Genomic DNA, 24,965 nt, shown 5'->3' with positions numbered 1-24,965 from the left:
AGGTGGACCTGCCATTTGATAGAACTCGAGGACACTTGCAAAGGTTACACTTGTGGGCACTACGGGAACGTCGCAGCATCTACCTAGACTGGCGGGAAGACCTCGAAGCTTTTTGGACTGCATATTCCGCGACATAGCCTTGTTCGGCTCGAGTCCACGTCCAACCGCTTGTGCCTGGCATTCTCTTCTTCCAACTGCCTTAAGGGGCGCAAATCCCGATAGCCCCGGCGGGTCATACTTCTTCCGGTTTTAGAACGTGCCGTCAGCGATGATGGCCGCCTTGCCTCATACCTCTCCAACTGGATTCCAAGCTCGGCCTCGTTCAGTGCAAAAGCATCTGCTGCTCCCTACACTTTCTCTTCTTCACAACTTCTTTTCCATCAATAGTGAAAATCATGCAGGAAATGCTACTTTTAATTGGGGACCGTTTGTTGGGTAGGGTCACCTATACTTAAATCGATCTTGCCAGTTTTGCCAGAAGCGGGACTTGCCGAGACGATCTGAAGTCCGGCAGCGTCACTAGAGGATTTGGGCGGACCAAAGGAGGTTTCCAATGGAGCTTACGGGGAAGGCACAAGAAGGAACTTTGGTGGCGGGTGTGAAAAACGTGCTGGCCACACCGCTAGCAGGGGTGGCGACAGTTCTATATGCCACCTGGCAATTGGTGACAGAGCAGCAGCTTTTCTTGCGCACATTTTTTTTTGAGCGAATGGGTAAACGCGGTGTAGCGACCTTGCCGCTAGGGTATGGAAATGTTCTGGCGCTGAAGTGCATCATGCTGTGCCAGCACCTGTCTCATAATCCCGACCTTTTCGGGGAGGCTCGTCAGCGTACGGAGCAGCGGATATTGCAGCGATTGCAAAACTACGGCGTGCCCCGCAGAAAAGTTCTGCCCATTTCTGAATATCAGCCTGGGGAGATGGAACCGGACCGGTTTTACCGCGAGCACGTCAAACGGTCTGTTCCATGCGTGTTGCGAGGATTTGCAGGGGATACGTCGACAGACTGGACACTTGCAAGACTGGCGGAACGGTTTCCAGATACCGTGGTGCAGGCGCTGGACAAGCGCAGCAAGAAGATGATCAATGCGACACTCCACCAGATTGCAGAGGATCGACGGCGGGATTTTATCCCGCAACAATTGCTGCTCGACCAAAACCCGGCTTTCTACGAATATTTCAGTATTCCACGGTCCCACGCATACTTCCCGGTCATGGGCCGGCCATCGAAACCCGTTCTCAGTTACCTGATTCTCGGCCTGGGGGCGGGATTAAACGCCAACTACCATTGCGAGGAAGGCCCCAACTGGTATCTTGCCGTATCGGGGTCCAAACGCTGGACCTTGATTGAATCTGAATATTCCTGGCTGTTATACCCTGCCGCGCTCGGGAACGGTATGCGTCGATTCGCAGGATTCAGCGCCGATGACCAGGGCGAACCGAAGGACCGTGATACGTTTCCGCTGGTGGAATACGCTCCGCGCTACGAGTTCGACCTGCATCCGGGTGATGTCTTGTTTTTCCCGGCATGGATGTGGCACAAGACAATCAACCTCGATGAAGAAGGCCTGGGAATTACATGCCGGTACACGGCGCCAACGAAGATGTCGAACAGGTATTTCCGCGGCCTGCAACTGCTCTCGGGTGGTTTCTGGAAAAGCTGCGTCGAAGTCATCAGCTGCAGCATACGCGGCAATATGGGCGATTTGGCCGCCGACACCGATCACAACGAGCAGGAAACCGGTTTGTACTGAAACAACGCCCGGCTGATGTAGGAATAGGATGACTTCGGTTGGAGATTTGAAGGCGAGCGTCGGGTGCGTGGGTTACCCCTTAGCGCTGACGCGCTCGATGAGCAAGATCGACGACCTTTGCCGACTTTGCCGAACTCCGTGATTCCATCTTCCGCAAACCCAATGTCCGATCAGATCAAATTACCGTGAATTAGTCGAGGCCGACTGATCGATTATGTTGACAACCCGCGCTTACGCATTGCTGGGAAACTGGACGCTTGGCCACCCTTTTACGGTGCTGTCGATACTGGTTGCGCTCGGTATTTTGGCCGCTCAGTATACGGCCGACCATTTGCGCATTGATACTGACACCGGCAAGCTCATTGCTCCCGATGCGCCTTTTCAGCAATACCGCCGGCTTTATGAGCAAGCCTTTTCACAGGATTTGAGCACGCTTTTGCTGGTGGTGGAGTCGGAAACACCAGAATTGAGCAGAACTGCAAGCAAAAAAATGCTGGACTTGATCAGCCGCGACAAGGCCAATTTCAATTCCGCGTACATCCCTAACGACAACAGTTTTTTCCGGCAGAACGGCCTGCTTTACCTCGATACTGACGAGTTGCAGGCGTTGTCCCACGACCTGTCAGTCGCTCAGCCATTTATCGGAAGAATTGCGCAGGAACCCAACCTGACCGGTTTTTTTTCCATTTTCAAGGATGCCCTGGAAGCTACGGACAAGAAGGCAACAGACAAGGCCCAGGTTGTGCCTATCGATTTAGCCTCGCTGGCCGACAAGATCGCAAATGTTTTGGATAAAACAAACAATGGCGAAAATACCTGGCTCTCCTGGGAATCATTGATTGCCGAGAAGAAAAAGCGTTCCGATAAAGAATTTATTATTGTCTCGCCGAAGCTCGATTACTCGCAAATCCGTCCCGCCGAACATGCAATCGATGCTATCCGCAAAGCCGCTGCGGAGATCCAGGGCTCGGGTCTCCCCCCGGTCAAAGTCTGGGTAACGGGCGAAGTCGGCCTAGAGGATGAGGAGCTTGCGGGTATCAGCGCGGGCACTTTTACGGCGAGCGTTTTCTCCGTTGTGCTGGTGTTATGTATTCTATTGGTTGCCTACCGATCAGTTTTACTTATGGTCGCCACGTTGCTGACCCTGGCCGTGGGCATGGTTTTCTGCGGGGCATTTGCGGCTTTCGCCGTAACGGAACTGAATCTGATCTCGGTTGCTTTTGCGGTATCCAATATCGGTCTGGGCGTGGAATATGGGATCCACTTTTGCCTGCGCTATCGGGATAATCTGAAGGAAAATGCCAATAAGGAGCTTGCGCTGCGCGCCGCTTTAATGACCGTAGCGCCCTCGCTTTTGCTGGCCGCGGGTACTACATCCATAGGCCTATATGCTTTTATCCCGACTGATTACAAAGGCGTGTCTGAGCTTGGCCTGCTGGCCGGGACCAGCCTGTTCATTTGCCTGTCGATCACATTGATCGCCTTACCGGCGCTGCTGAAAATCGCGCCGGCTCCAACAGCTTTCCGGGCGGGGGAAGGTACGAACGTATTTTCACAGCTCGCACAAAAACTGTCGGCCTTGCCGCTGCGGTATGCCCGACCGGTTACCGTAGCCACTGTCGTCATGGGCATTGTTTCAATTGTTTTGGCATTTAATTTGAAAATCGATTTTGATCCGATCAATCTTCGCGACCCAAATACCGAATCGGTCATCGCTTTCAAAAAACTGATGCGAGATGAGGACACTACGCCGTTCACGTTGAATGTCCTGGCAAAGGACGCAAACAGCACCAAAATCCTGCAGCAAAGACTGGCAGCGTTACCTTCAGTCAGTAAAACCGTAAGCCTTTCTGATTTTCAACCCACGGACCAGGATGAAAAACTGGCCTTGATCGAAGAACTGGTGCTGATACTTGGGCCGCAGTTACAGCATTTCCCCGAACTGAAAACCGATGCCGCTCCGGCCCCGGGCATCACTCATCTGATAGAAGCCATCGACACCCTCCTGCCTCAAAAAAACCAAGGCCGCGATCGTGAATCGTTGACCCGCTTAAAAAAGGAACTGCAGGAAATTTTGATCGAGCTTGATGCACGGCCGGAACCAAGCCGGACGATTTACGTCGAAAAAATCCAGACTGCGCTGCTCGGCACGTTGCCACAGGTCATGAAAGAATTATCGACCAGCCTGGAAGCCCGAGAAATCACCCTAAATGATCTGCCTTCTGATATCAGGGATGACTGGCTGAGCAAGGAAGGGTTATATCGCATCCAGATCTTTCCCAAAAAAGACCTGAGCGATCTAACCAACCTGGCAGAATTTATTGCCGAAGTACAATCGATTGCACCTCTGATAACCGGCCTGCCGGTCATCTATTGGGAATCCATGCGGGAAGTCACTGCCGCTTTTCAGGAGGCTACCGTGATTGCCCTGGTCGCCATCGCACTGGTTTTGCTCGCTATCCGCCGCAATATCCTGGATACGACGCTGGTCATGGCGACGCTTATACTGGCCGGGCTCTTTACCATGGCCAGCGCCGCAATCACCAACACTCCCATCAATTTTGCCAATATCATTGCCCTGCCACTGTTACTGGGCCTGGGAGTCGATAATGGCATCCACATGCTGGTGAAGCTGCGCGATTCGCCTCCTGAAGAGCAGAACATCTACCAGTCCAGCACCGCCAGGGGGATATTTTATGGAGCGCTGACCACCTCCTCGAGCTTTGGTGGATTAGCTTTTTCGCCGCACGCCGGAATCTCGAGCATGGGCTTACTTATCACCATAGGCATTTTCTGGATCATGGTTTGTACATTTATTATCCTTCCCGCACTAAGTAAATTAGTGCTGACAAAAAGGAACGAGCTGCTGTGTCAACGAGTGGAAGGCCTGCGCGACTAAAGATCATTTATCCAACCAAAAAAAACGCTCACTGCGCGTCTCATCCAAACCCGCCTAGCGGCCTTCTGTTGCGCGGTTAGGATGCAACAAAATTAAAACCAACAACAACAATAAGAACGAACGTTCCCCAAATAATGATACGGTCCATGTCAATCCCCCTCGGATCTTTAATGGTCGAGATCATATTTTTCTGAAGGGTTATTACATTTTTTTGTTTCTGAAGCTGCGCTGTCACAAGGCCGACATACATTTATGAGATTGTGAGCGTGCGTCCCACCCTCTGAGGCGCTATGGTATCTACCCATGTGGATATCCGGTCCGGCGATTATTCCTTATCGCCGGACTTTTTTAATGCCTCTGCCATATTGCGCCTCGCGGATTTTTTTGCCCCCTCTCTACTTCATATCTCTGCCCGCATACTGGGTGTACCTTAGTCCAATAGGCAAAGCAGTCAAAATCCGTAACATACCGGACGGATGCTGCTTTCATGGGCACGACAACACACGGAATTGGGGAGGCATAAGGTCATGCATATCCAAATTGCAATCGTCCTGTTGATGAGTTTTTTAGCGGGTGGTTTCGCGCAAGCTGACTCAGGCAAAAATGGTGGAGCCTCGGATAAAGCGTGGACTCCGCCCCCCGGTCTCCTCTCCGATGACACAATTTCCTCCCTGACTTTTGGCTCTGACAAGCAGAATAATGGTCAGTCAAATTCGAAGGGAGGCCGTGGTCAAGTGCATGAGGTTCCTGAGCCTGGCACGATACTGCTTGTCGGCGCCGGGGTTATGGGCCTTATTGCATCAAGGGCGCGTAGTAGGCGGCGACTCCAGGAAAGAGATACCTAGGGGGCGGGTGGTATCTAGGAGATAAAACCGAAGCTGTCTTTCTGCTTGCGCGGACGGTTGGTGAGGTAAGAGGGGTCATGTGGCCAAGGAGCTATAAGATTTCCTGTTTTCGGTAGGAGGAACTCATCGATCTAGCGATTCGCTTATTCGAACGCTGCGAGAGAGAAGGAAATCCAGCAAGGTTAGGACGAAGCCCGGGACCAGCTGGTTTCCCACTCATCAAATCTGTCGCCGCCATTGCTCGCCGACAAAAAAGCCTTGTGCTACGTCGCATCCCCAAGTGCCGAGCTGATCCCACAGTGCCTGGCTCTCTACGCCTTCCGCAACCACTCGTAGACCAAGATTATGGCCCAGCTCGATCGATGCTTAGCAGACGACCTGACCAGCGCCAATGGATGGCGATGCTTAGCAAGGGAGCTTCAAGTCATCCGCGGCGGCGGGAATATTTTGTGGGGCGCTGACCAGCTTTCTCGCGTCAAGCGGCTACCTCGAGCATGGGGTTGAGTATTCCCATGGGTGCGTGAGTAAAGTAGTGTTCGCAAGAAAAAAACGCAGCCGGCAGCCAACCTGCCAACCTCGGATGGCGCGTTAAAAAGGCATAAACCGAGCCTATCTTGCCTTCGATCGAGGGTTAGCTCTCGTATCGTGCCTCGTACCTTGCAGTGAAGGTAACATTCGCAAGAGCAGCGAATTTCGCATCGAATTGCGCTTTCAGGAATCTTCCTGGCGATAGCCCATTACGAGGCCCCTAGCACGTTCTACACCCAATCCCCGCATATGCACTATAAGGAACGTCGCTGGAGCTTCCTCCGGGCATGACAGCAGACAAGGCACCTCTGGTGTACTTCAGTCCAATATGTCGTCATCTTCAAAAGCCGTAAGATACCAACAGTAAAACGCAAACGGTAGCGTACAGGCCTTCATGTGGTCTTACTGGACGGATCTCTGAATGCGTGAAATTGCCTGAAGTGCTGGTGGCGCTTGGGCCTACTTCTCTTCTTTCCCTTGTTTCTAATCAGCGGGAGCAAGCAGGAAAGAAAAGGGACTTTGTCAATCTGTCTGCTGACCTTAGGGAGGGAAATTGACCGCGTATTGTTCGCTATGCTTACGCGCAATGCCGGTTATCGTGAGCCATGATAAAAAATACCGAAGCACAACGACGTCACAAACTTTATCTTCGCGCAAAGAACGCGCTCCGCGACCAGCATCAAGATACCTATACGTTGATGCTTGAGCGCCACGCACAGGAGCTTGATGCTTTATGGGCAAACTATAATCTTGCTGTAAAGAAGCTGGCGAGCGAGCATAACAAGAAGACTCGCAAAACCAAGGCTACCAAATCGAAGGCCGTCCCTATGAAAAAGGGAGTGCTATGCGTTCAACCGGAGGAACAAGTTATTCATTAATGCTGGTTTTCTTCGAACGTTCGGCAACAGTCTTGAGGCTCAATGGTTAGCCGTGGTTCAACGGCGCCCACAGTGTTGGGTGTGTGGTTAACAACGGTATCTAAAACAGCGAATGCCGAGCTTCGCTCAAGGCATTGAGATCTCGCTCGATTTACGGAGCTTGATCCGTTGCCGCCGGTGACGACAGTCCGAAATCGGCATAATTCAGGCATTTGAATTTGCCGATAACGGACGAGGAATGTCTCAGTTAGATATTGAAGATCCAGAGCAGCGCTTTATTGACTACAATTATCAGATCTGTCCGAACTGGCGAGCCATACGAGTAAAGGCTCGCAGCGATTCAAACACTTTCATTTCAAAGCCGGCCTAGTACTGCCAGTGAATCTCCATAACCCAAAACACCAGCAAATCGGCGATATCGTTCACCCTTCCCTGTCACTCGATCTGTTCAGCGCAATAGCGAGTCAGATAGCAGGTGTCGGTTTCTTTTTAGGTTTCTTTGCTTCTTTGTTTTTCTTTTGCTGACCTTTTGCCATGATGCTCTCCTTATTGATGATGTTCACATATTAATAAACGCAACTACAGGATACAGGATAGTAGCCGCCCTTACTTGGATCGTTGTTATGTTCTATCGGTTCCATGATGACAGTCGGGAGCCAGTAAACCATTCCGAATTTGATTAATATTCACCGGCGCCAACGTCTGGTACATTGATTCAGCGTATTGGGATCAAGGGCGCCGAATTTATCGCACCTGGCTGAACCGCTCGCGAAGATTCTCGATGGCATTGGGCTCGCCGCGAACCCGAAAGAAGGCGCCCTCACTGTCTGAGTACTCCTCCAGCACCTGACAGCTTGCGTAGATTCCCCCGCGCAGTTGCTGTGCCGACCAGGGAAGAAAAAGTTCGGCCTCAACCAGATCCTTCTGGAAAAACGCAACGATCGTCTGGCGGAGCTTCGCGACGTCGCCAGGGCGCCGCGCACTCATCACGACGCAATCGGGGTATTGTGTCCGCAAGGTAGCTTCGCGTTCAGCTTGCGCCGCTGCATCGCCGACATGGTCAATCTTGTTGAAGACGCGGATGCGCGGCACGACATTCGCACCGATCTCCTCAAGCACTCTATTGGTGACCTCAAGTTGGCGCTCAAACCCCGGATCGCTGGCATCGATGACGTGGAGCAGCAGGGATGCATCAAGCGCTTCGTCTAACGTTGACTTGAACGAGGCGACGAGCCCGTGTGGCAAATTCTTTATGAAGCCGACCGTGTCACTGACGAGCACGCGTGGCACGCTCTCCGGGTGGAGGGCACGCACTGTGGTATCAAGCGTGGCGAAGAGTTTATTCGCGACCAGCACTTCGCTTCCCGTTAGGGCCCGCATCAAGGTGGACTTTCCGGCGTTTGTATAGCCGACGAGCGCAGCACTAGCCAACCCTTGGCGCTCATGCCGCCGCGCACGCTGCGTCTTCCGCTCGACATCCATCGCGGCGATTTCCTGTTGAAGCTCGGCGATGCGGTCACGAATCTTGCGCCGGTCCAGTTCAGTGTGCGACTCGCCGCCCCCCCGGCCACCGACGCCGCTACGCTGCCGCCCCTGCGGCCCCGCAAGCTTCGCCGCCTCGCGGAGGCGCGGTGCCATATAACCGAGACGCGCGATCTCCACCTGGGCGCGCGCAGCGCGAGAGCGGGCGTTGCGATGAAAAATTTCGAGGATGACCATAGTGCGGTCCATTACCTCGCAGCCGACCTCCTTTTCAAGGTTGCGCGCCTGCGATGGTGAGATCTCGTGGTCGACCAGGATGGTATCGATATCCCGGCTCTCGGGATTAGCGACTATTCCCTCGAGCTCGGCGGGTTCGTCGTTCACGAAGCTGCGTATTTCCTGCCGCTTGCCGACACCGAGATATGCTGTCGTGTCGAAGGCTGAGCGCTTCTGCACGAACGTGCGGACGACCTCATACCCCAGCGTTTTTGCGAGTTCGCGCAACTCGGTCAGGGAAGCCTCGAACTCGTTATCGCTCACGCTCGGCAGTTGCACGGCAGCCACTACGGCATATCTGGATTTCTCTTCAACTTCTCTTTGCATGAGGGGATTGCATACCTTGAGTGGGCGAATTTGGATAGTACCTGCAAATGTAATAGCCGCCGGCCTTAAGTATGCAATTTACGGACTGAACATTAACGGAATTCACTTTCCGTGTGATATACCGCGGCGGCTTTTTCCCGTTCGCTGCTGTCCATCGCGCGCAAACTGGGGGCCCCCTAAGCGCGGATGAACCGATTGCCCCGGATAGTGCTGGCACAACCCGGATTCGAAAGTCCGATGGCAAAAAAGTTACGGCGTTGAGCTGTTTCAAGGCAGGCTGGTTTTCGCGCCGACTCAGCCATCCGGGCTTAACTTTTTTTTAACATTTCACCGAGGCTTTTCTCACACCGGGCGTGCTACCGTAAACCCAACAATTAGCCGACTTCATCTTCGCCGTCAAAATAACGGGCTTTCAAACTGTCGGCCGGCTCGGGTTCCTATCGCCTGAGCTTACCGGGCGCTGCTGCTCAATAGCTTCATTCGTGATCCATTTTCCGTCACCGCATCTCGCGGCGGACAATGAATCTGTCCGCTAAATTCACTCCTGATACATGAGTAACCTCGGATAGGGGATAGAAGGCGGGTTAACTAGGCGTATGACGGGGCATCGGGCTTTCAGGTGGTATCCATGAGTTGATCAGGTTTACATGACCAAATTCTTTTATTTGGAGGCAATTTCCGGGGATGGTCTATTTTCGCAGTTGCTTCCGCTAGTCGCAGGGGGAAAATATCATGAGGGGCTCATCTCCAGGCAGGTTGATGACGCGATACGTCATACTGGGCATAATTTCTTTCATGATAAGCGGTGTCACTTCTGCTCAGATCATCATAGCGGAACAGCAGAGCGATTCCGCACCATGGCTGCTTGATAAAACTGCCAAGCCAATGCCGGGTGAAAAAGATGAGGCCAAAACCCCGGAGCGCATGCCGGCAGAAAAGAGTTCTTCTACTAGCGCCGGACAGGAAGTATCTGCCGACTCAAGCTCTTCGTCGGGCTGGCTACCAAGCCAAGGCTATGGCTCATGCAGGCACTCCGCGCCAGATCAGGAGGATTTTTTTTGCACGCTCGGAAGAATTCTGTTTGGATCGACCCCGTCTGGTCCAAACAGGGACGTGGACGAAAATATCTCCGCCGGAGGTGCCGGCGGTTGATTTTTTCCTGAGCGACAAATTGATTGCGCCAATCCGCAAACCGTAGGATGAACAGAAAGGGTTATTTTGGGAAAACCGGCAGCGTGTGTCAGGATACTTGCCCAAATTATATTGTTGGGCCTCGTGAGCGTCCTGCATGCAGGCGTCTCTATCGCCGGACATGATACCGCCCAATCGCCCACGCATGCCCCTCAGCTGAATAGTTCCGCCCCGGAGGCGAACGACGAAAATCAACGCAAACATTCACCCTGCTCAGAAAGCGATGCTCCTACCGTGGAGGAGTCAGGCGTCCGGGGTTCCCAGGATCGGTCGCCGTCGGCACGGCGTTGTTTGTGCCGGCCCGTAATACCCTCCAAGGAAAGCCTTCCGGATAAACTTTTCCGGATCTTTTTCGGTCCCGACTGGTGTGGCCCCGACCCTAATGTGGATACAAATATCTCCGCTGGGGGGGCCGCCGGAGGTTGAAGGTGTTTTAATTAAACCCTCCGCATGCCTCTTCTTCCCCAGCTCTCATACAACGCAAGAACCGTTTCACAAATCAGAAGAAACTCTTCTGCCCTCCCGGCCCTGCAAGGCCGAGCCTTACCATCGACTCCGCAGTCTATTCCCTTCCCTCACCACCTTCTTGCTTTATCAATAATTGTTCGGCATATATTTATACTTATTTAACTTTCCCATGACATTTTTTTACAAAATTCTTCACCGCCCTTTCACCCCCCAATCACGCATTATTGACGAGCTATGTGCTAATTTTATCGCTTAAAGACAATCTTCTGGAACTTTATAAATAGATAAGAGGTTAAACATTTTATAAATACGAGTTATGTATCTTTCATAACAAGACAGGGAGGTAATAATGAAACGTAATAAACCGTTAATGATGCTGTCCGGCTGCCTGCTTTCGGCGTCGCTGTGTGCCGAGGATAAACCGGTGCCACCCCCGGCTCCTGAAGCTCGCTCATCCAGAGCCTCCTATGTCATCGATCTCTACGTTGACACCAAAACAAAGCAGATTTACGCCGAACCGGGTGAAGGCCGCGTGCGCATGGGATCATTTGAAAAGGTAGCGGATGTACCTGGAAAAACAGCACCCACATCCGATGCAATCGCACCGGCCGATTCCCCGGCGGCCGCGACCGAGGTGGCCACGGCAATCAAGCCAGGGGAAAAGCCAAAGCAGGTTCCTCCAAACCCCGAAGGAATGGGCTACGCGAACTGGAAATCTCCTGATCCATTTAAATGGAACCTGAATGGCGACGGTAGTCAATATCTGAAGTTTGGATTTCTGAATCAGGTTTGGCTGCGATATGAGCAAAATAACCCGGGATCAAGCGTGATGGGGGAACCGGTAGACGACACGCAGGACATCGGACTCCGTAGGACCCGTTTCGTATTGCAAGGACAGCTTACCGACCGCGTATATTTTTATACTCAATACGGTATGAATAACTTTAACTTTCTGTCTCAAAACGGAAGCAGTTCCAATAGCGGTATTGATGATCTCGGCAACAGAAAGATCCAGGCCTTCTTTCACGACGCTTTTGGCGAATTGCGACTTACGAAAGGTCACCAGATGGTCGTAGGAGGCGGTCTGGTCATGGCTAATGGCATGTCCCGCTTCAGCAGCCCAAGCGTTAGCACAATCATGACGATGGACATTCCCCTGTTTGCACAAGCAACTGCCGATCGCACCGATTTGTTCAACAGAAGCTTAAGCGTGTATCTGAGGGGCCAGATAGGCATGTTCAACTATCGGTTCACCGCCAGCGATCCTTTCCCGGTAAACACCGATGGGGTGGCGCTTGAGCCAATTTCGCTGGATCATGCCCAATTTGCCCGGACCGGGCATCGCAAACGCTACCAGGGGTTTTACGTATTGAACTTCTGGGACACGGAACCGATGACAAATCCGTATTGGCAAGGAACCTATCTGGGTAAAAAAAGCATCCTGAATCTCGAGGGTGGGTTCATTACGCAAAAAAACGCCACCTGGACGGGCGCAACGGAAGCCACCGCTCAATTTCACGACATGAATCTATGGTCCGTTGCTGCCTATCTCGATGCGCCGGTGGACAAGGTAAAGGAAACCGCCATCTCTGCCTATATTGGCTATTTCAACACGAACTACGGTCCCAATTATTTGCGCACCAATGGAATCGGCATGACGCCGGCTACTGGCGGAAACTCGCTCAATGGCGGGGGCAACGCCTTCCCGATGTTCGGGACGGGCGATATCTGGTACGGACAAATAGGTTATTTAATGTCCAGGGATTTGCTAGGCAGTAATAACGGACAGTTAATGCCCTACTTTTCGTTCACAAGCGCAAATTTTCAGCGGCTGCGCGACCAGATGAACGTGTTCAATGTGGGTGTGAACTGGCTTATAAAAGGACACAATAGTAAGGTTACCTTTGATTATCAAAACCGGCCGGTATTCAACACCGGGGGAAATAAAATCGCTAATCGCGGTCAGTTCGTTTTGCAATACCAGATAGCCTTCTAGCATTAGCTTTTACCAAAGCAGCCGTCTTTGGAGGAGGGGAATCAGCGTCAGAAACAGGGACCCGGTCTGCGCACGTGCAAGTCGATTCGTCCGCGTCGTTCTGGTTGCCCGATCCCGCTGCATAATTCTCGCGTCTTGTAGGGTTGTTAACGCCCTTTTGCACTATGAAGGGAAGTCGGATAGGAAATAAAGCCCGCTAAGCTTAAGATCAGGTCTTGCGCAGGCTGGCAAAGTGGCATTCGCTTCCGGGATCTAATGCAAAGCTCATCACTGCTTAATCCACGAAATCACCCTTTCTACGTCCGTGAGGGCTTTAACCAGTTCCACGCTGGTGCGTTCTTCCTACATTTAATTGACCAACCAACATCAATACGATGTTCGAGAACAGCTATGGCCGATTCTAATCACTTTTGACACTTTCGGCATCACAAATTGATCACATTTACAGGACCTTTCCTTGCGTAGCGGCATGTTAACTTCACCGTAATTCATGTCCGGCATAACGGTTCCAGCGTTGCCTATCCTGATGCAGTTTCCGGACAGGTAATCGTTGAGTCAAAGTAGCCACTTTGGGCTTAACGAGACGGAGATCAAAAAGAGCTTTCCGCGTTTTTTGGCCCGTCCTCGGATTTGACGGTATTGGAGAGAACTTATGAGATACGTTTCACCCGGAAAAGATCCACTGAACGCTCTATTCAGGGGTACGTACTTCTCCCCCATCTTAATTCTCTTATAAGGCATCTATGCGCTCACTTGTTAAAAATCGGCCACCCGACACATTTGTCACGCCTAGCCAAAGCCGGGTATCTAATGAATTCGCTCCGCTGCATATACTTATCATTGAAGACGATCCTGCGATCGCCACCAATCTCTATGACTTCCTGGAGGCTCGCGGGCACACCGTAGATGCAGCTGCAGATGGAATCGTAGGCATGCATCTTGCCGTAACGCAAAAATTTGACGGAATTCTACTTGATCTTGGTTTGCCGGCCATGGATGGCATCACATTGTGCCGGAAACTCCGCAAGGAAGCTGACATCGATACGCCTGTACTGATTCTTACCGCCAGGGACACCCTGGACGATAAGCTTCAAGGGTTCGATGGCGGTGCCGATGATTATCTGGTCAAGCCATTTGCGCTGAAGGAAGTGGAGGCCCGCCTGGTCGCCATGCACAAGCGTCGCGGCGGCAAAGTTACCAGTCGAAGGCTCGACACTGGTGACCTGTCATTTGATCCAAAAACACTCTCTATCCAATTTGCCGGGGCGAGCGTTAAGCTGACACCAAAATGCATTCGGCTGCTTACCATTATGATGGGCGAGCCCGGCCGGGTGTTCAGTCGCAGAGTACTGGAATCGGAAGTCTGGGGGGATGAGCAAGGTACCAGTGATACCTTGCGCAGCCATATGCACGAACTTCGTCGGACGCTGAGCCGGGCTGGAGGGTACGACCCAATCGAGACGATTCACGGACTTGGTTACCGCCTGATTTCTCCTGCCCGAAGTTAAGTGACCTACCGCCCGCGTGTTGGATAAAAGATCCAACTGCGTTGCGCTACGGTGCGAGAAACACCTCCCTCACTGCGATGCAGTTGGAGATGCTGGCGAAATGGGCGAGGGGGACTTTAGTGCGGACTATGATCCGGCGAGACACTGTTTACAAAAATTGCCGCAGTGCCTCTGGCCCAGCGGGGCGATAAGCTGACGCAGGCGGCACTCGAATTTTGACTGGCGATGCCTTTCATCCCCTGGCTGCGAAATGACTTGGCGTGCACGAGGCAAGCCAGGGAATGAATGCGGCATGCAATGTGTCGAGCTGGGATCTTTTGTATTTCCGGCTCAGGGGACAATATCGATTCGATTTCGGTACGGATAACGTTACCCATCCCGCCTATGGCTTGATATTCGTCCAGGCGCAGATCGCTATCGCTGCTAATCACGGTACAAACGGGATAACGTCAGGCTCAGCAGCGTCAAGGTATCGCTTCCCTGGTCGCAATCGGCCAACAGTTGCTGCACGAGATTCGGCCTGACCTCCAGCGTAGATATTTAGGTAACCTCTTGTTGTTGGTTTCTATTGTCGCCTCGTCCGAGGGCGAAGAAAAATCCAATTCCGCCAACGGGTTTGTGCCTTTTACTTTGCGGACGGTTGACCGCAATGCGGACGGTAGCGACCAAGAGGGCAACTTGACCGTCCGTACCAACCCACTGAAAATACTAGAGAAAACGGTTCGGACGATACGGACGCAAATATACCTAAATCTGGACCCGCAAAAACCGGTATTAGGGGCTGGTTACCCGATTATGAGTGCGGCCGAGGCTCTGAGGATGGCACAGGCAGCCGGAATAAAGTCACTGCAAAGCTATAACTAACCACCTATTATATTTATAAGCAGTCTGCGTAACTCAATAACCAATCTGGCCTTGGGGCGCGTTCCCCCAAACTAAAATACCTCCCTGTCTCTTGTTTCGAACCGGGAAAATTACGGAGAAAAAGGATGGTCACAAGCGCCGCATCCCGACCGGACGGTACCATGGATAACGATCCGATTACGCCCCTGACGACTATCTCGCAAGACTGTAGGAACCGATTGAAAAACACGCGCGTGGCGGTAATTGGGGCCGGGTTGGGCGGGCTCATGGCCGCCCTGCGGCTCAGCCAGCATGGCGTCAAAGTGACGTTATACGAGGCACATCCTCAGGTGGGCGGCCGCGTTCGCAGCAATGCACGGTTTGCCAACGGGCGCATTATTGAGGAGGGCGCCGAATTGATCGGCTCGTTTCACACCGCGTGGCTGAAACTGGCCCAGAAGTATGGCATCGCGATGATCAACCGGATGGGGGACCTTGAGTACGAGCGAGAACGCCTAAATTTGAAACTACGGCTGGATAATACGAAGGACCTGACCTGGGCAGAAATCCATCAACTCAATAAAGATGTCGATCAGGTGCTGAAGTCGATAGCCGACAACGCGGCAAAGTGGATCGTCCAAGAGACCTGCCCCTGGAACGAAACGAACCCGGTCGTGCTGAATATCCTGAAGAATTACGACAACACGACGGTAAAAGACGCACTGATTAACCTGCACAAGGTCAACCCCAATAATCCAAAACAGCAGCGCCTGTGGAAGATGTTGGAGTTAAGACTTGTCAACGATGAAGTCTCTCAGTTGGACGAAATGAACTACCTGGGTCTGCTGTTAAAGGTGAAGGGTGGGCAGAGCGAGCGGTTCGAAATCGATGATCCTGGGCGGATGGGGTATTGGGACGAGCTGGAGATTTTTCGCTGCACGGATGGCTGCCAGCGCTTGGCGGATGAGATGGCCAGGGAGATCCGAAAAAACCGAGGCGCTTTGATGCTGAAAACAGCGGTAACGCAGATCGAAATTCATCCACAGGATGTGCAACTGACGACGCGATCGGTTGCCTGGCCGAGTGGGAAATTGAGCAGCGCAGGCAAAACGGCGCGTTTTCAATACGTGGTGCTGGCGGTCCCGCCTAGCGTCTGGGGCGACGTGACAATCCAGGACAACGGTAGCGCAGTCGATCTCAACGCTGAGATTGGCGTAATGGGACGGGGCCCGGCGGTGAAGTTCTTCAGCAGCTTTAAGGGGCGGTTCTGGATCACGGAGAAGATCCCATCCGCCCCGAGCGGGGGGACCCTTAAGCTGGGTCAGATTTGGGAGGGCACTGACAACCAGATGCAAACCGGCCGCCAGGGCACCGTGCTGAGCATCTTTGCCGGGCCCACGCTGCCCGGCTCAGGTAAAGGCGGGCCCCGTCCGCCCACCGAGCCGGAAATGCAGAAAGAGCTGAAAGATCTCTATCCCAGCTATTTTAAAAATCTGAATAAGACCTTTTACAGCGACTGGCCGAACGAGCCTTTCATCAAGACCGGTTACTGGGCGCCAAAGCCAAACGGCGAGATATTTAAGGTGGGACCCAAGCTCAACATCGCGTTCCATAAGCGGCTGTACTTCGCGGGGGAACACACATACGTTTCCTTTTTCGGCTACATGGAAGGCGCGCTGCGGTCGGGCATCCGCGCGGCGAACCTGCTGATGCGCGAATCATGCGGGATGACTGTAGATCCTTGTCCGCCGCCTCCGCCTGAGGAGAAGATAGCATAGGAAGAAGAGATCACCGCGCGTGTATAAGCGCGCAGCTAAGAATTTAACCGTCGAGGCGAACAAGGAATCGGTGATTACACAGGATAGCGGCGATAAAAACGGGCGGGAGCGGATGTCCCGCAGGGATTGGTGGAAGAGGTCGTTTACCTGCCTAGCTGGCTCATTGCCAGATTTAACCCCGATTCTTACTTCGGCCGCCGCAAATTCGGCACTTGTTTTTTCTATATTGCGATCTACAAAGAAGATTGGACTATCAAGCTTTGTATGTCTTTGGAGCTAACTTAAATGAGTCTGGAATCGTTGTTTCGGTTTACACTGATACGGCAGGCGGTTGCACAAGATCCAGCCAATCCCAGCATTGACCTAACCCAGGATTCACCATTTCAAAAATCCCTCGCTGACGCGGCCAAGGCCGAGCAACCCCGTCAATCGCTCTTGCGCGTCGCGCGCGCCTTCGTAACGGGGGAGGACTTCATCGGCAACCCCGACACAAATGCACTAGCCAAGCAGTTGACCGGATTTGCTGTAGCACTCGACCAATTCGAAGATGATCAGACTGTGTCTCACGGGAACGTGGTGGATGCCGTAGAGGAGGCGTTCGGGACAAGGCCGGAGTCTTTGGTGCAGGGTCCGGAGTTCAACGCGTCCATGCAGAATTTGCGAGATAGTCTTCTCGCGATCAAGCAGTTGCAAGAGGAGCACGGGCGCCCGATTGAATCGCTCACCAACCAGCTCAGGGATATCGAATTGATATGGAAGGTAGCTGAAGATGAGACTTTTCCAGCTACGCCAGACGAACTCCGCCGGTACCGGCGGCGCTCCCTTAAGCTACCGGTGGTGTTCAATCTCGAATCCGTCCTATCAACATCCCTATTGGAAGAGGAACGACGGAAAAAAAAGGCGGAGGCGGAGGCTGAACGCCAGAAGTATGCCAAAGGCCTCTTTGATCAGTACCGGGGACTGAAGCAGGCGATAAGCGAACTGACAGGTCTGGGTGGACAACATTTTCAGGTCATGCCCCAGCAGCCGCATGCTGGAGTCACCATTCCTGAAGAACTCAATCCGACAAGTGTATTAACCCGTCGGATAGAATACCTTGGAAAATTATCCGACGCGAACCTCAGGCAGTTCCAGTCAATGCTGGAACAAGGCGAGGAAATCCGTCCTCTGCGCGCCGAGAGCGCTGCGGTTGCGAATTCGGCAGCAGAACTGGCGAAAAACCTCTTGGTCGTCGGTCCCCAGCTGCTAAACGGAAGCCCGCCGTCCCGTCCGGCTGCACTAAGCGAGGTCAGCTTCCGTCTCAAGGCCAGCGCCGTAGAGGTGCTATCTGAACCCACCAGGAAACTGCTGAATGAGCGGAATGTCGGTCTATCGGATCAATCGTTGGATCGCATCGTCGAATTGCTCGAAGCCGAAACTGACACTACCGGAAAGAAACTCGATGCCCTTTATAGCCATTCCATAAGGCGCAGTATCAAGCGTATCGGCGATACCCTGGTAACCATTAACGAGCCGCTGACTTCCGAATGGCCGAGCGCGGCTGACGAGCCGGCGCTTCCCTCTCTCCCGCCTTTGCCGTCGGCGGAGCAGATTCCCCACACCCGCGGTACCGTTGCCCCAGCAGGCGTTGCGGACCTGCTTATAGTAAAGCAACAGCTTACGGGGTACGAAGCTGCTGATGTTGCGCACATCGAAAATGTACTGAAGGGGGAACTGAAGCATCGCGAGCATACTCGCCGACGGGAGACTGAAGAGTTTACGTTTCGCGAGACGGAGGTAATTTCTTCGGAGGAGCGTGAGCTCGAGTCAACTGATCGCTTCGAGATGACGAGGGAGACCAATACCACTATTCAGGAAGACGCGTCGCTGAAGGCCGGCCTAAACATATCGGGCAAATATGGTCCGTTTGTCGAGTTCTCAGCCAGCGTGGAGGGATCTACCTCACGCTCGAAAGAGGAGGCGACGAGGACTGCGTCCACATTCTCGAAGGAGGTCACGCAGCGGAGTGCCAGCAAAATCACCGAAAGAGTTCTTGAGCGAGCCTCCCTTCGGGTGACAAATGAAGTGATAGAGAAGAACCTGCACGAGCTAACCAACGTGGATGGGTCAGGTCATATTTCGGGAGTCTACCAGTGGGTGAACAAGGTATACCAGGCCCAGGTATTTAACTATGGCCTGCGCACAATATTCGATTTCATGGTACCTGAGCCAGCTGCTTTTCTTATCGATGCGCTGAACTCAGCCAACGAGAGCGCGAACGAGCTCCAGAAGCCGCCGGAATTTACTTGGAAGCCCAACCAGGTTACGGACAACGTTGCGTCACAGGGTTACTATGGCAGATGGGTGCAAGTATATGGTGCGACGGACGTGACACCGCCTCCAGAGATGTACAAGACGAAATCACTCGACTTTCACGCGGGAGGTGGCGATGCCGCGACGAACTATCACCACTCCGCACAGATCATGATCGAGGACGGTTACAAGGCCGTTCACGGCTCGGTTGGAGCCGTGAATATGATGTGGAATAACACTTGCATCATCGATGTTGTGTTGGGGAAGAAATTTCACCGCTTTGCCAATATTAGCGGGGAGGTCTTCTCTACTCCCTTGGACGAGGAAAGAGACTCCATCCCATTCGCGCTCGTTACATTCAGCATTCCCCACCTTGCCGTAGCTGTAGAAGTAAAGTGTCAGCGAACCGATCGGGCCATGGAGAATTGGCGAATCGAGACGCACGCTAAACTGACCGCTGCCTACAAGGCCCGCCTGGCCGAGTACGAGGAAAAGCTCGCCGCTTTGGAGCTTCAGCAGGGGGTCGCGATTCGGGGCAAAAATCCTGCCCTCAATCTTCAGACCATGAACAATGAACTGAAGAAGAATTGCATCAGCATCCTGACCGATCAGCATTACGACTTGTTCAACGCAATTGATCTTTCAGCGAGTAATAGCTTACCTCAGATTGATGTGCCCGAAGCGGAGGCCGAAGGTCCCTACGTGCGCTTCTTTGAACAGGCATTCGAGTGGGAGCAGATGACGTGGGTTACCTACCCATATTTCTGGGGCAGAAAAAGCCGGTGGAACGAACGGCTGGCCTTCGAGGATCCGGACCCCCTATTCAACCAGTTCTTGACGGCTGGGTTCTGCCGGGTGTCCGTTCCTGCTCGGCCAGGTTTCGAAGGAGCAATCGATCATTTTATAACTTACGGGGAGATATGGAATGGCGGGCCGCTTCCCCCTATTAGTAGTCCGCTCTATCTACCCATTGCAGATGAAATTGCTGAGCGACTAGACAAACCTGGGGATGAGGTTCCGCAAGGGGACCCGTGGCTGGTTCGGATTCCAACCACACTCGTACATTTACGCGCAGATGACCAACTGCCAAAGTGGCAGCAGGATTCGAATGGCAACTGGGTGGAGGCGTAAGCTCTGTGGGCGATATCGCTCGGCAGCGGGATAAATACAAAAGAGGCGATACCAGCGGAGATGCTAAGCAGGGCAACACTCACCCTCGATGATCTTACTTGTCTGGAATTGGGAAACTATCTGACAGATGTTTCTCAGTTTCGAGATCCCGTTTTTTATATATTCGCTAAACAGGGGATCTGGCGCGAGTTTACTTGCCGCTGGTAGATTAGAACGACTTGTAAAAGTAATTTGCGCTTTGACGGTGCTGGGAGGAAACGCTGCAGCAGCCTGGCCTCTTACCCTGGGAAGACCGAAGAACGCCGCAATTCCCGCTGTGATAGGTGCAATACCGGGATTTATCTGGAACCAGAATGCCGGGCAAGTGGAGGGATGGTTCGATGGATATATCGAAGATATTAATCCCCGCGGCAGATACTTCATGCACGCTTTTATCACTGGCCCTAACGGAGAAGGTATGCGGGATCTCGAAGTAGGTTGCTTTTCAGGTCAGTAAATAAGCCTGGAGGGGAAAGGGGCACGCCTGACGCAATATGGAGGAAGGACTTGCGACAGTGCAATGATGGAAAGCTCATCTGAGGAAAGCGACAATGAGCGTACCGCCGAGATGGGTATGCTTCTTCGAAGGACCCGGATGAGCAGGTAAAGCGCCTGCCTCCGGGTCACGGGATGATCGCCGTTCGAAAGCGCTCGAATTTGGCGTAATCCTCGCTTATAGCGCCGCGATCTTCTCTTTTCACTCGCCAGAGGGCCCTCAGCATATCGCCGACCGGCGACCAGCGACCTTTGACTTGTTTTCCTGCTCGCCGCTGCTGCATTCACCCCAATAATCTTCACCGTCTCGGGTCGTCGGCGATCACTCCAACCGCAACGTGTACTACCCATAGTTCAAGGGAATCATAGAATGATCGTCGAGTAGGCTATATTAAGTTGCTGAATTAACCGGGACAATCTGTTAGTCGGGAAAATAAAGTCCATGCGCACACCTGCAATAGATATTGTTCTTGAATCTTTTTTGGAGCAACAAATGAACATAAAAACAAAATTCCTTATCGCCGCCCTAATCTTTGGTGGATCGATATCCGCGGCATCGGCGTCAGCTGTAATAACGGACATTACCGCAAGCGGGCCGGGCATGAGATCGTTTTCGGTCCTTGCCAGTTCCACTGTGAAGAAAGATCTTCCGATTAGGAACACTGCAGACCAAACCCGCGCCGAGCTTATCAATGGCTGACGCATCGCGTGCGGCGTATGGAAACGTTCTCATCGAGCCGCCAGTATCTGGAATCACCGTAACAACCGGAACGAATGTCAGCGTCAGCTCATCAGGACAGGGTACGGTAGCGGGCGAGACGCTATGGATGGTTACTGCAACCGGAACCGGAGCGGGGCCGACAAATAACTTTGAGATAAATCTCCCAGTGGCAAGTGAGGCATTCTCGGCGAAAGACGTGGCGATCGAGATATACACCCCGAATATTTCCAAAATGGAAAGAATGGTAATTTATGTCGGCACTACCGGTTATGCCAAGTTCGCCAGCCACAGTATATCCACCGCCATTGTTCCGACTACGCAAAGTCCGTTCGCGATTAACGGACTGACTGCGTACTTCGTGCACGAGATACTGTGGACCAAGAGCGGATTTACTCATCCCCTGGGGGATTTGGATTGCACGCAGTGCAAGCTACGGGTCTATGTAAGCAACGGCAATACATTGACCATTGGGTTGCGCTCGATCCGCGCCGGCGCGATGCGAAAAAAAGCAAGGCTCGCCATTACGGCAGACGACGGCTACTCATCATTTGTGCGAATGGGGATGCCAATACTTCAGGAGTATGGCCTGAAAAGCACGATGAGCATCATCTATATAACAGTTGGAACGCCAGGTTATGCCTCTCTGAGCCAACTCGGGGCATACGTCGCGGCCGGCAATGAATGCATCCCGCATGGTCCGAACCATCCAACCACACTCGGAACCGGCAACCTGTTTACAGCCTGGGCAACGAATACTGAGCGGTTAGCGGACGTCATCGCATGCAGGGATTATCTCCTGGAAAATGGCCTTACCTCAGAGTGGGGCGCTAAGTGCTACATCTGGCCGCAAGGAAAATATGCGGAAACGGTAACGGACTTATCATTCCTGGAAATGATGCTTGATAACGGCTTTAGCGTAGGACGTACCTCAGACGGCCCCAACGCAACGTATCATATGCAGAAAAATAACGGCCTCAGTACGAGGAATTTGCAGCTTCTTTGTGGTCCAGTGATCGGGCATACATGGACCAGTTCTGGCACCGAGGCCGCAAACATAGCAAACATCATTTCCTACATAAACGACGTGGCGGCGGCTGGCGGTGACGGGACACTAACACTGCATCGGGTTGTCGGCCCGGACGCGGCGGCGCAACAAACCCAAATATCATCGAATAGGCTTCGTGAGCTGTGCGTTGCAATCAAAGCACAAGTCGACGCCGGCAATCTCGACGTGGTTCTGTACAGCGAGTTCGCGCGATAGATCAGGCTAGTCTTGGGCAACACCCAGAAGTAAAGTTGCTTAGCCTTCCGCAAAAACCGTCTTCTTTTAGTCCATGATCAGCTGCGGTCAGGATGCATCGCTCGCGATAACGCGATCACAGCAGGGGACGCTGCTCCAAGCTGAAGGCACTCATCTTCTTTCGTCGTACCATAAATCCCATCAGGCCCAGCCCAGCAAGAAATAGCGCATAGATCTCCGGCTCAGGAACAACCCCCATGGCAAGCACTTGCCCCGCGTTATTGATGTCCAGGGCCAAAGTTAAAAAAACGCCCTGGGGCAGGCTAACCATAGCATTTAGGTCCATAATGTTCGAGCCATCAGGACCAGTGATAAAAGCACGGGCATGTTCCCCGGACAGGGATGACTCTCCCACGACTTGCCCGGCGTCGTTGATGCCATATGCTCGACTGTAATTACCGCCTAAAGTGCCAAGGTCTCTCATATCCATTCCATTTGCACCGGTAATAAAAGCATGCAAAGCGCCGCCTGACGTTAGCGACTCTCCCACGACTTGGCCGACATCGTTGATGCCACGGGCAAAGCCGTAATCGTCACCTAAAGTCCCAAGGTCCCTCATGCCCCCACCACCGGGGTCAGTGATGAAAGGATGCTCATGGCCCCCAGGGAGGGGAGACACGCCGACGGCTTGGCCAGCATTGTTTATGCCATACGCTTGGCTGTAACTACCGCCTAAAGTGCCAAGGTCCTTAATACCCTCCCCATTACTGCCAGTGATGAAAGCATGCTGTGCGCGCGCCGATGTTGACCCCCACCCGACTACCTGCCCCGCGTTATTGATGCCGGTAGCGCCACCAGAGCCCCCCCCCAAATCAGCCAAGTCCCTCATGCCTGCGCCATCGGGACCAGTGATGAAGCCGCGGACATCACCTGAAGCTGACTCAGACCATCCTGTCACTTGCCCCCCGTTGTTGATCCCAATTGCTGTACTGCTATTCCCTCCCAAGGTGCCCAAGTCCCTCATCCCCGCGCCATGGGGGCCAGTGATGAAAGCATGACTATAGTTCCCGGCGAAGGGCGACGCTCCCACCACTTGGCTGGCATCGTTGATGCCATTGGCCCCTTCTATCTCGGTTACAACCTTGCTGTTGAGGTCAACCAAAAACGACCGCTCTTGTGCAGCAGCATGAGTTGTAAAACTGAGCCCGGCGACCAGGATTGCACCGGTGATAAAGCTGCGAAGTTTGGAGCTTTGGATTATTTTCATGATGAAGCCCTATTTGGTTTTCCAAGGGATCGGACTCGCAAAAAGCACCCGCCATCTTCTAAAGTTAGATGAAGGGTTTGTAAAGTCAAGGCCGGCGAAAGCTGGATATCGACGGGAACGAACCCTGTTCTTTGCGGCGAGGGTATGCTGGTTCTACGCGTGCACCGAAGTTCATTCAGCTCAACGCATCCTGCGCGGCTCCAACACGACCTTCTGCTGAACATCTATGGGTTCTGAAACGATTCCTAATGGCCGATGGGGACAGCGCTCCTCCATCTTGAGGACGCGATGCTGCGCCAGGGCGGGGATGGCGGGTATAAGCTCGTCGTTACAAGCGAGGAGGAGACGCCACAGGAAGCTATCGAGAGGGCTGGATTGACGAATTGGCCTACCGACAGAATTATTTTCATCTGTTTTGTTAAAGCCGATCAGCAGTTGTCTTGAACAAGCTCAGGCGGGGCTGAAGCCTTCGATCATTACCTCTTGCCCAGAAACCCCGCCATCCATTATGAGTAATTTCGGGGTACCGTTAAAATCGGCAGATGGCGAGAGAACGGCTCTAGCGGAGACTGGAAAACGTGATGAAGGTTAACCGTAATCGCCGTTGGCAACGATCAAAACCCCGGTAACGGCTGAATCCCCAGTCCTGGAGGTGTCGGCGCGACAATTGCAGGAGGATTAGGCGCGTAGGGATTATTGGGGGAGTCGCTAGAATAGCGCGAACCGTATTTACCGTAGGGATTGTTGACGGAATCGGCTGAGTATTCACTCCCGTATCGGCCATACGGATTGCTCGTGCTGTTCAGATCATGTGGATTATTGCTTAGGTTACCAAGATATTTTCCCGTCTGACGATCGACGAGAATTGGTGGCCCTGCTAAAGACATTTCAAATGCCAGGGCAAGAAGTAAGCCGACCAGAAATGAAGTGCCACCCTTGTTCATCATGCTCCTCCCATTGGTTGTCCTACCACTATCTAAGCGCGCAACTCCTTGCATAGAGATCCTA

At 52.9% G+C, this 24,965-nt stretch carries 17 protein-coding genes; 12 read left to right on the top strand and 5 right to left on the bottom strand.

Annotated elements, in window-relative coordinates; all coding sequences use genetic code 11:
• Nucleotides 1–553: 553 nt before the first annotated feature.
• The 3 genes from R5L00_RS08325 to R5L00_RS08315 all read left to right on the top strand — a co-directional run bounded on the left by R5L00_RS08325 (nt 554) and on the right by R5L00_RS08315 (nt 5,497).
• Nucleotides 554–1,753 (top strand): cupin-like domain-containing protein, encoded by a 1,200-nt coding sequence (locus R5L00_RS08325; protein ID WP_317650607.1) that lies wholly within the window; start codon nt 554–556, stop codon nt 1,751–1,753.
• 214 nt (nt 1,754–1,967) lie between these two features.
• Nucleotides 1,968–4,652 carry an MMPL family transporter gene (locus R5L00_RS08320; protein ID WP_317650605.1) on the top strand — a complete coding sequence of 895 codons (2,685 nt, stop codon included), beginning with the start codon at nt 1,968–1,970 and terminating at the stop codon, nt 4,650–4,652.
• Nucleotides 4,653–5,179: 527 nt separating this feature from the next.
• The gene (locus R5L00_RS08315; protein ID WP_317650603.1) at nt 5,180–5,497 is read left to right on the top strand and encodes a PEP-CTERM sorting domain-containing protein; all 318 of its coding nucleotides are present in this window, start codon (nt 5,180–5,182) and stop codon (nt 5,495–5,497) included.
• 219 nt (nt 5,498–5,716) lie between these two features.
• Here the strand turns inward: R5L00_RS08315 and R5L00_RS15890 are convergent, their stop codons facing one another.
• On the bottom strand, nt 5,717–5,827 hold the full coding sequence (locus R5L00_RS15890) for a hypothetical protein (RefSeq protein WP_411555558.1): 111 nt from the start codon (nt 5,825–5,827) through the stop codon (nt 5,717–5,719).
• An 803-nt stretch (nt 5,828–6,630) separates the two neighbouring features.
• Here R5L00_RS15890 and R5L00_RS08310 point away from each other — a divergent pair.
• Complete coding sequence (locus tag R5L00_RS08310; RefSeq protein WP_317650601.1) at nt 6,631–6,903, top strand: hypothetical protein; 273 nt, start codon at nt 6,631–6,633, stop codon at nt 6,901–6,903.
• A 744-nt stretch (nt 6,904–7,647) separates the two neighbouring features.
• On the opposite strand, the gene hflX is transcribed toward R5L00_RS08310, so the two are convergent.
• A complete protein-coding gene (hflX, locus tag R5L00_RS08305; RefSeq protein WP_317650600.1) occupies nt 7,648–8,988 on the bottom strand; it encodes a GTPase HflX in 1,341 nt (446 codons plus the stop codon).
• A gap of 732 nt (nt 8,989–9,720) precedes the next feature.
• Between hflX and R5L00_RS08300 the strand changes: the two genes are divergently transcribed.
• The 3 genes from R5L00_RS08300 (at nt 9,721) to R5L00_RS08290 (ending at nt 14,151) form a co-directional block, all read left to right on the top strand.
• Nucleotides 9,721–10,140 (top strand): hypothetical protein, encoded by a 420-nt coding sequence (locus tag R5L00_RS08300; protein ID WP_317650599.1) that lies wholly within the window; start codon nt 9,721–9,723, stop codon nt 10,138–10,140.
• A gap of 856 nt (nt 10,141–10,996) precedes the next feature.
• Nucleotides 10,997–12,643: a hypothetical protein gene (locus R5L00_RS08295; protein ID WP_317650597.1), complete on the top strand. Its 1,647-nt coding sequence runs from the start codon at nt 10,997–10,999 to the stop codon at nt 12,641–12,643.
• 824 nt (nt 12,644–13,467) lie between these two features.
• The gene (locus R5L00_RS08290; RefSeq protein WP_181320659.1) at nt 13,468–14,151 is read left to right on the top strand and encodes a response regulator transcription factor; all 684 of its coding nucleotides are present in this window, start codon (nt 13,468–13,470) and stop codon (nt 14,149–14,151) included.
• A gap of 116 nt (nt 14,152–14,267) precedes the next feature.
• Here the strand turns inward: R5L00_RS08290 and R5L00_RS08285 are convergent, their stop codons facing one another.
• Entirely contained in the window at nt 14,268–14,582 is a 315-nt protein-coding gene (locus R5L00_RS08285; protein ID WP_317650593.1) for a hypothetical protein, read from the bottom strand.
• 558 nt (nt 14,583–15,140) lie between these two features.
• On the opposite strand from R5L00_RS08285, the gene R5L00_RS08280 reads away from it, so the two are divergent.
• The 4 genes from R5L00_RS08280 (at nt 15,141) to R5L00_RS08265 (ending at nt 22,711) form a co-directional block, all read left to right on the top strand.
• On the top strand, nt 15,141–16,772 hold the full coding sequence (locus R5L00_RS08280) for an NAD(P)/FAD-dependent oxidoreductase (protein WP_317650591.1): 1,632 nt from the start codon (nt 15,141–15,143) through the stop codon (nt 16,770–16,772).
• Between the two features lie 285 nt (nt 16,773–17,057).
• Nucleotides 17,058–20,195, top strand: a complete 3,138-nt coding sequence (locus R5L00_RS08275) for a hypothetical protein (RefSeq protein ID WP_317650589.1) — start codon at nt 17,058–17,060, stop codon at nt 20,193–20,195.
• Nucleotides 20,196–21,222: 1,027 nt separating this feature from the next.
• Nucleotides 21,223–21,429, top strand: a complete 207-nt coding sequence (locus tag R5L00_RS08270) for a hypothetical protein (RefSeq protein WP_317650587.1) — start codon at nt 21,223–21,225, stop codon at nt 21,427–21,429.
• Nucleotides 21,422–22,711 (top strand): polysaccharide deacetylase family protein, encoded by a 1,290-nt coding sequence (locus R5L00_RS08265; protein ID WP_317650585.1) that lies wholly within the window; start codon nt 21,422–21,424, stop codon nt 22,709–22,711. The genes R5L00_RS08270 and R5L00_RS08265 overlap by 8 nt, the downstream gene beginning before the upstream one ends.
• A gap of 115 nt (nt 22,712–22,826) precedes the next feature.
• Here R5L00_RS08265 and R5L00_RS08260 read toward each other — a convergent pair whose 3' ends face one another.
• Nucleotides 22,827–23,957 carry a PEP-CTERM sorting domain-containing protein gene (locus R5L00_RS08260; protein ID WP_317650584.1) on the bottom strand — a complete coding sequence of 377 codons (1,131 nt, stop codon included), beginning with the start codon at nt 23,955–23,957 and terminating at the stop codon, nt 22,827–22,829.
• A 255-nt stretch (nt 23,958–24,212) separates the two neighbouring features.
• On the opposite strand from R5L00_RS08260, the gene R5L00_RS08255 reads away from it, so the two are divergent.
• Nucleotides 24,213–24,401 (top strand): hypothetical protein, encoded by a 189-nt coding sequence (locus R5L00_RS08255; protein ID WP_317650583.1) that lies wholly within the window; start codon nt 24,213–24,215, stop codon nt 24,399–24,401.
• Between the two features lie 170 nt (nt 24,402–24,571).
• On the opposite strand, the gene R5L00_RS08250 is transcribed toward R5L00_RS08255, so the two are convergent.
• Nucleotides 24,572–24,904 carry a hypothetical protein gene (locus R5L00_RS08250; protein WP_317650582.1) on the bottom strand — a complete coding sequence of 111 codons (333 nt, stop codon included), beginning with the start codon at nt 24,902–24,904 and terminating at the stop codon, nt 24,572–24,574.
• Nucleotides 24,905–24,965: the final 61 nt, after the last annotated feature.

It is taken from the genome of Nitrosospira sp. Is2 (assembly GCF_033095785.1).
Lineage (GTDB): Bacteria > Pseudomonadota > Gammaproteobacteria > Burkholderiales > Nitrosomonadaceae > Nitrosospira.
Note: the sequence above shows the minus strand (reverse complement) of the source record. Positions and strands in the feature narration are given on the sequence as shown.

Bases quoted from the DNA above. Each gene is read 5' to 3' on its own strand.
- R5L00_RS08255 (WP_317650583.1), top strand. From the start codon at position 24,213: ATGGGGACAGCGCTCCTCCATCTTGAGGACGCGATGCTGCGCCAGGGC.
- R5L00_RS08320 (WP_317650605.1), top strand. From the start codon at position 1,968: ATGTTGACAACCCGCGCTTACGCATTGCTGGGAAACTGGACGCTTGGC.
- R5L00_RS08280 (WP_317650591.1), top strand. From the start codon at position 15,141: ATGGTCACAAGCGCCGCATCCCGACCGGACGGTACCATGGATAACGAT.
- R5L00_RS08295 (WP_317650597.1), top strand. From the start codon at position 10,997: ATGAAACGTAATAAACCGTTAATGATGCTGTCCGGCTGCCTGCTTTCG.
- R5L00_RS08250 (WP_317650582.1), bottom strand. From the start codon at position 24,904: ATGATGAACAAGGGTGGCACTTCATTTCTGGTCGGCTTACTTCTTGCC.
- R5L00_RS08265 (WP_317650585.1), top strand. From the start codon at position 21,422: ATGGCTGACGCATCGCGTGCGGCGTATGGAAACGTTCTCATCGAGCCG.
- R5L00_RS08270 (WP_317650587.1), top strand. From the start codon at position 21,223: ATGAACATAAAAACAAAATTCCTTATCGCCGCCCTAATCTTTGGTGGA.
- hflX (WP_317650600.1), bottom strand. From the start codon at position 8,988: ATGCAAAGAGAAGTTGAAGAGAAATCCAGATATGCCGTAGTGGCTGCC.
- R5L00_RS08275 (WP_317650589.1), top strand. From the start codon at position 17,058: ATGAGTCTGGAATCGTTGTTTCGGTTTACACTGATACGGCAGGCGGTT.
- R5L00_RS08300 (WP_317650599.1), top strand. From the start codon at position 9,721: ATGAGGGGCTCATCTCCAGGCAGGTTGATGACGCGATACGTCATACTG.
- R5L00_RS08260 (WP_317650584.1), bottom strand. From the start codon at position 23,957: ATGAAAATAATCCAAAGCTCCAAACTTCGCAGCTTTATCACCGGTGCA.
- R5L00_RS08315 (WP_317650603.1), top strand. From the start codon at position 5,180: ATGCATATCCAAATTGCAATCGTCCTGTTGATGAGTTTTTTAGCGGGT.
- R5L00_RS08310 (WP_317650601.1), top strand. From the start codon at position 6,631: ATGATAAAAAATACCGAAGCACAACGACGTCACAAACTTTATCTTCGC.
- R5L00_RS08325 (WP_317650607.1), top strand. From the start codon at position 554: ATGGAGCTTACGGGGAAGGCACAAGAAGGAACTTTGGTGGCGGGTGTG.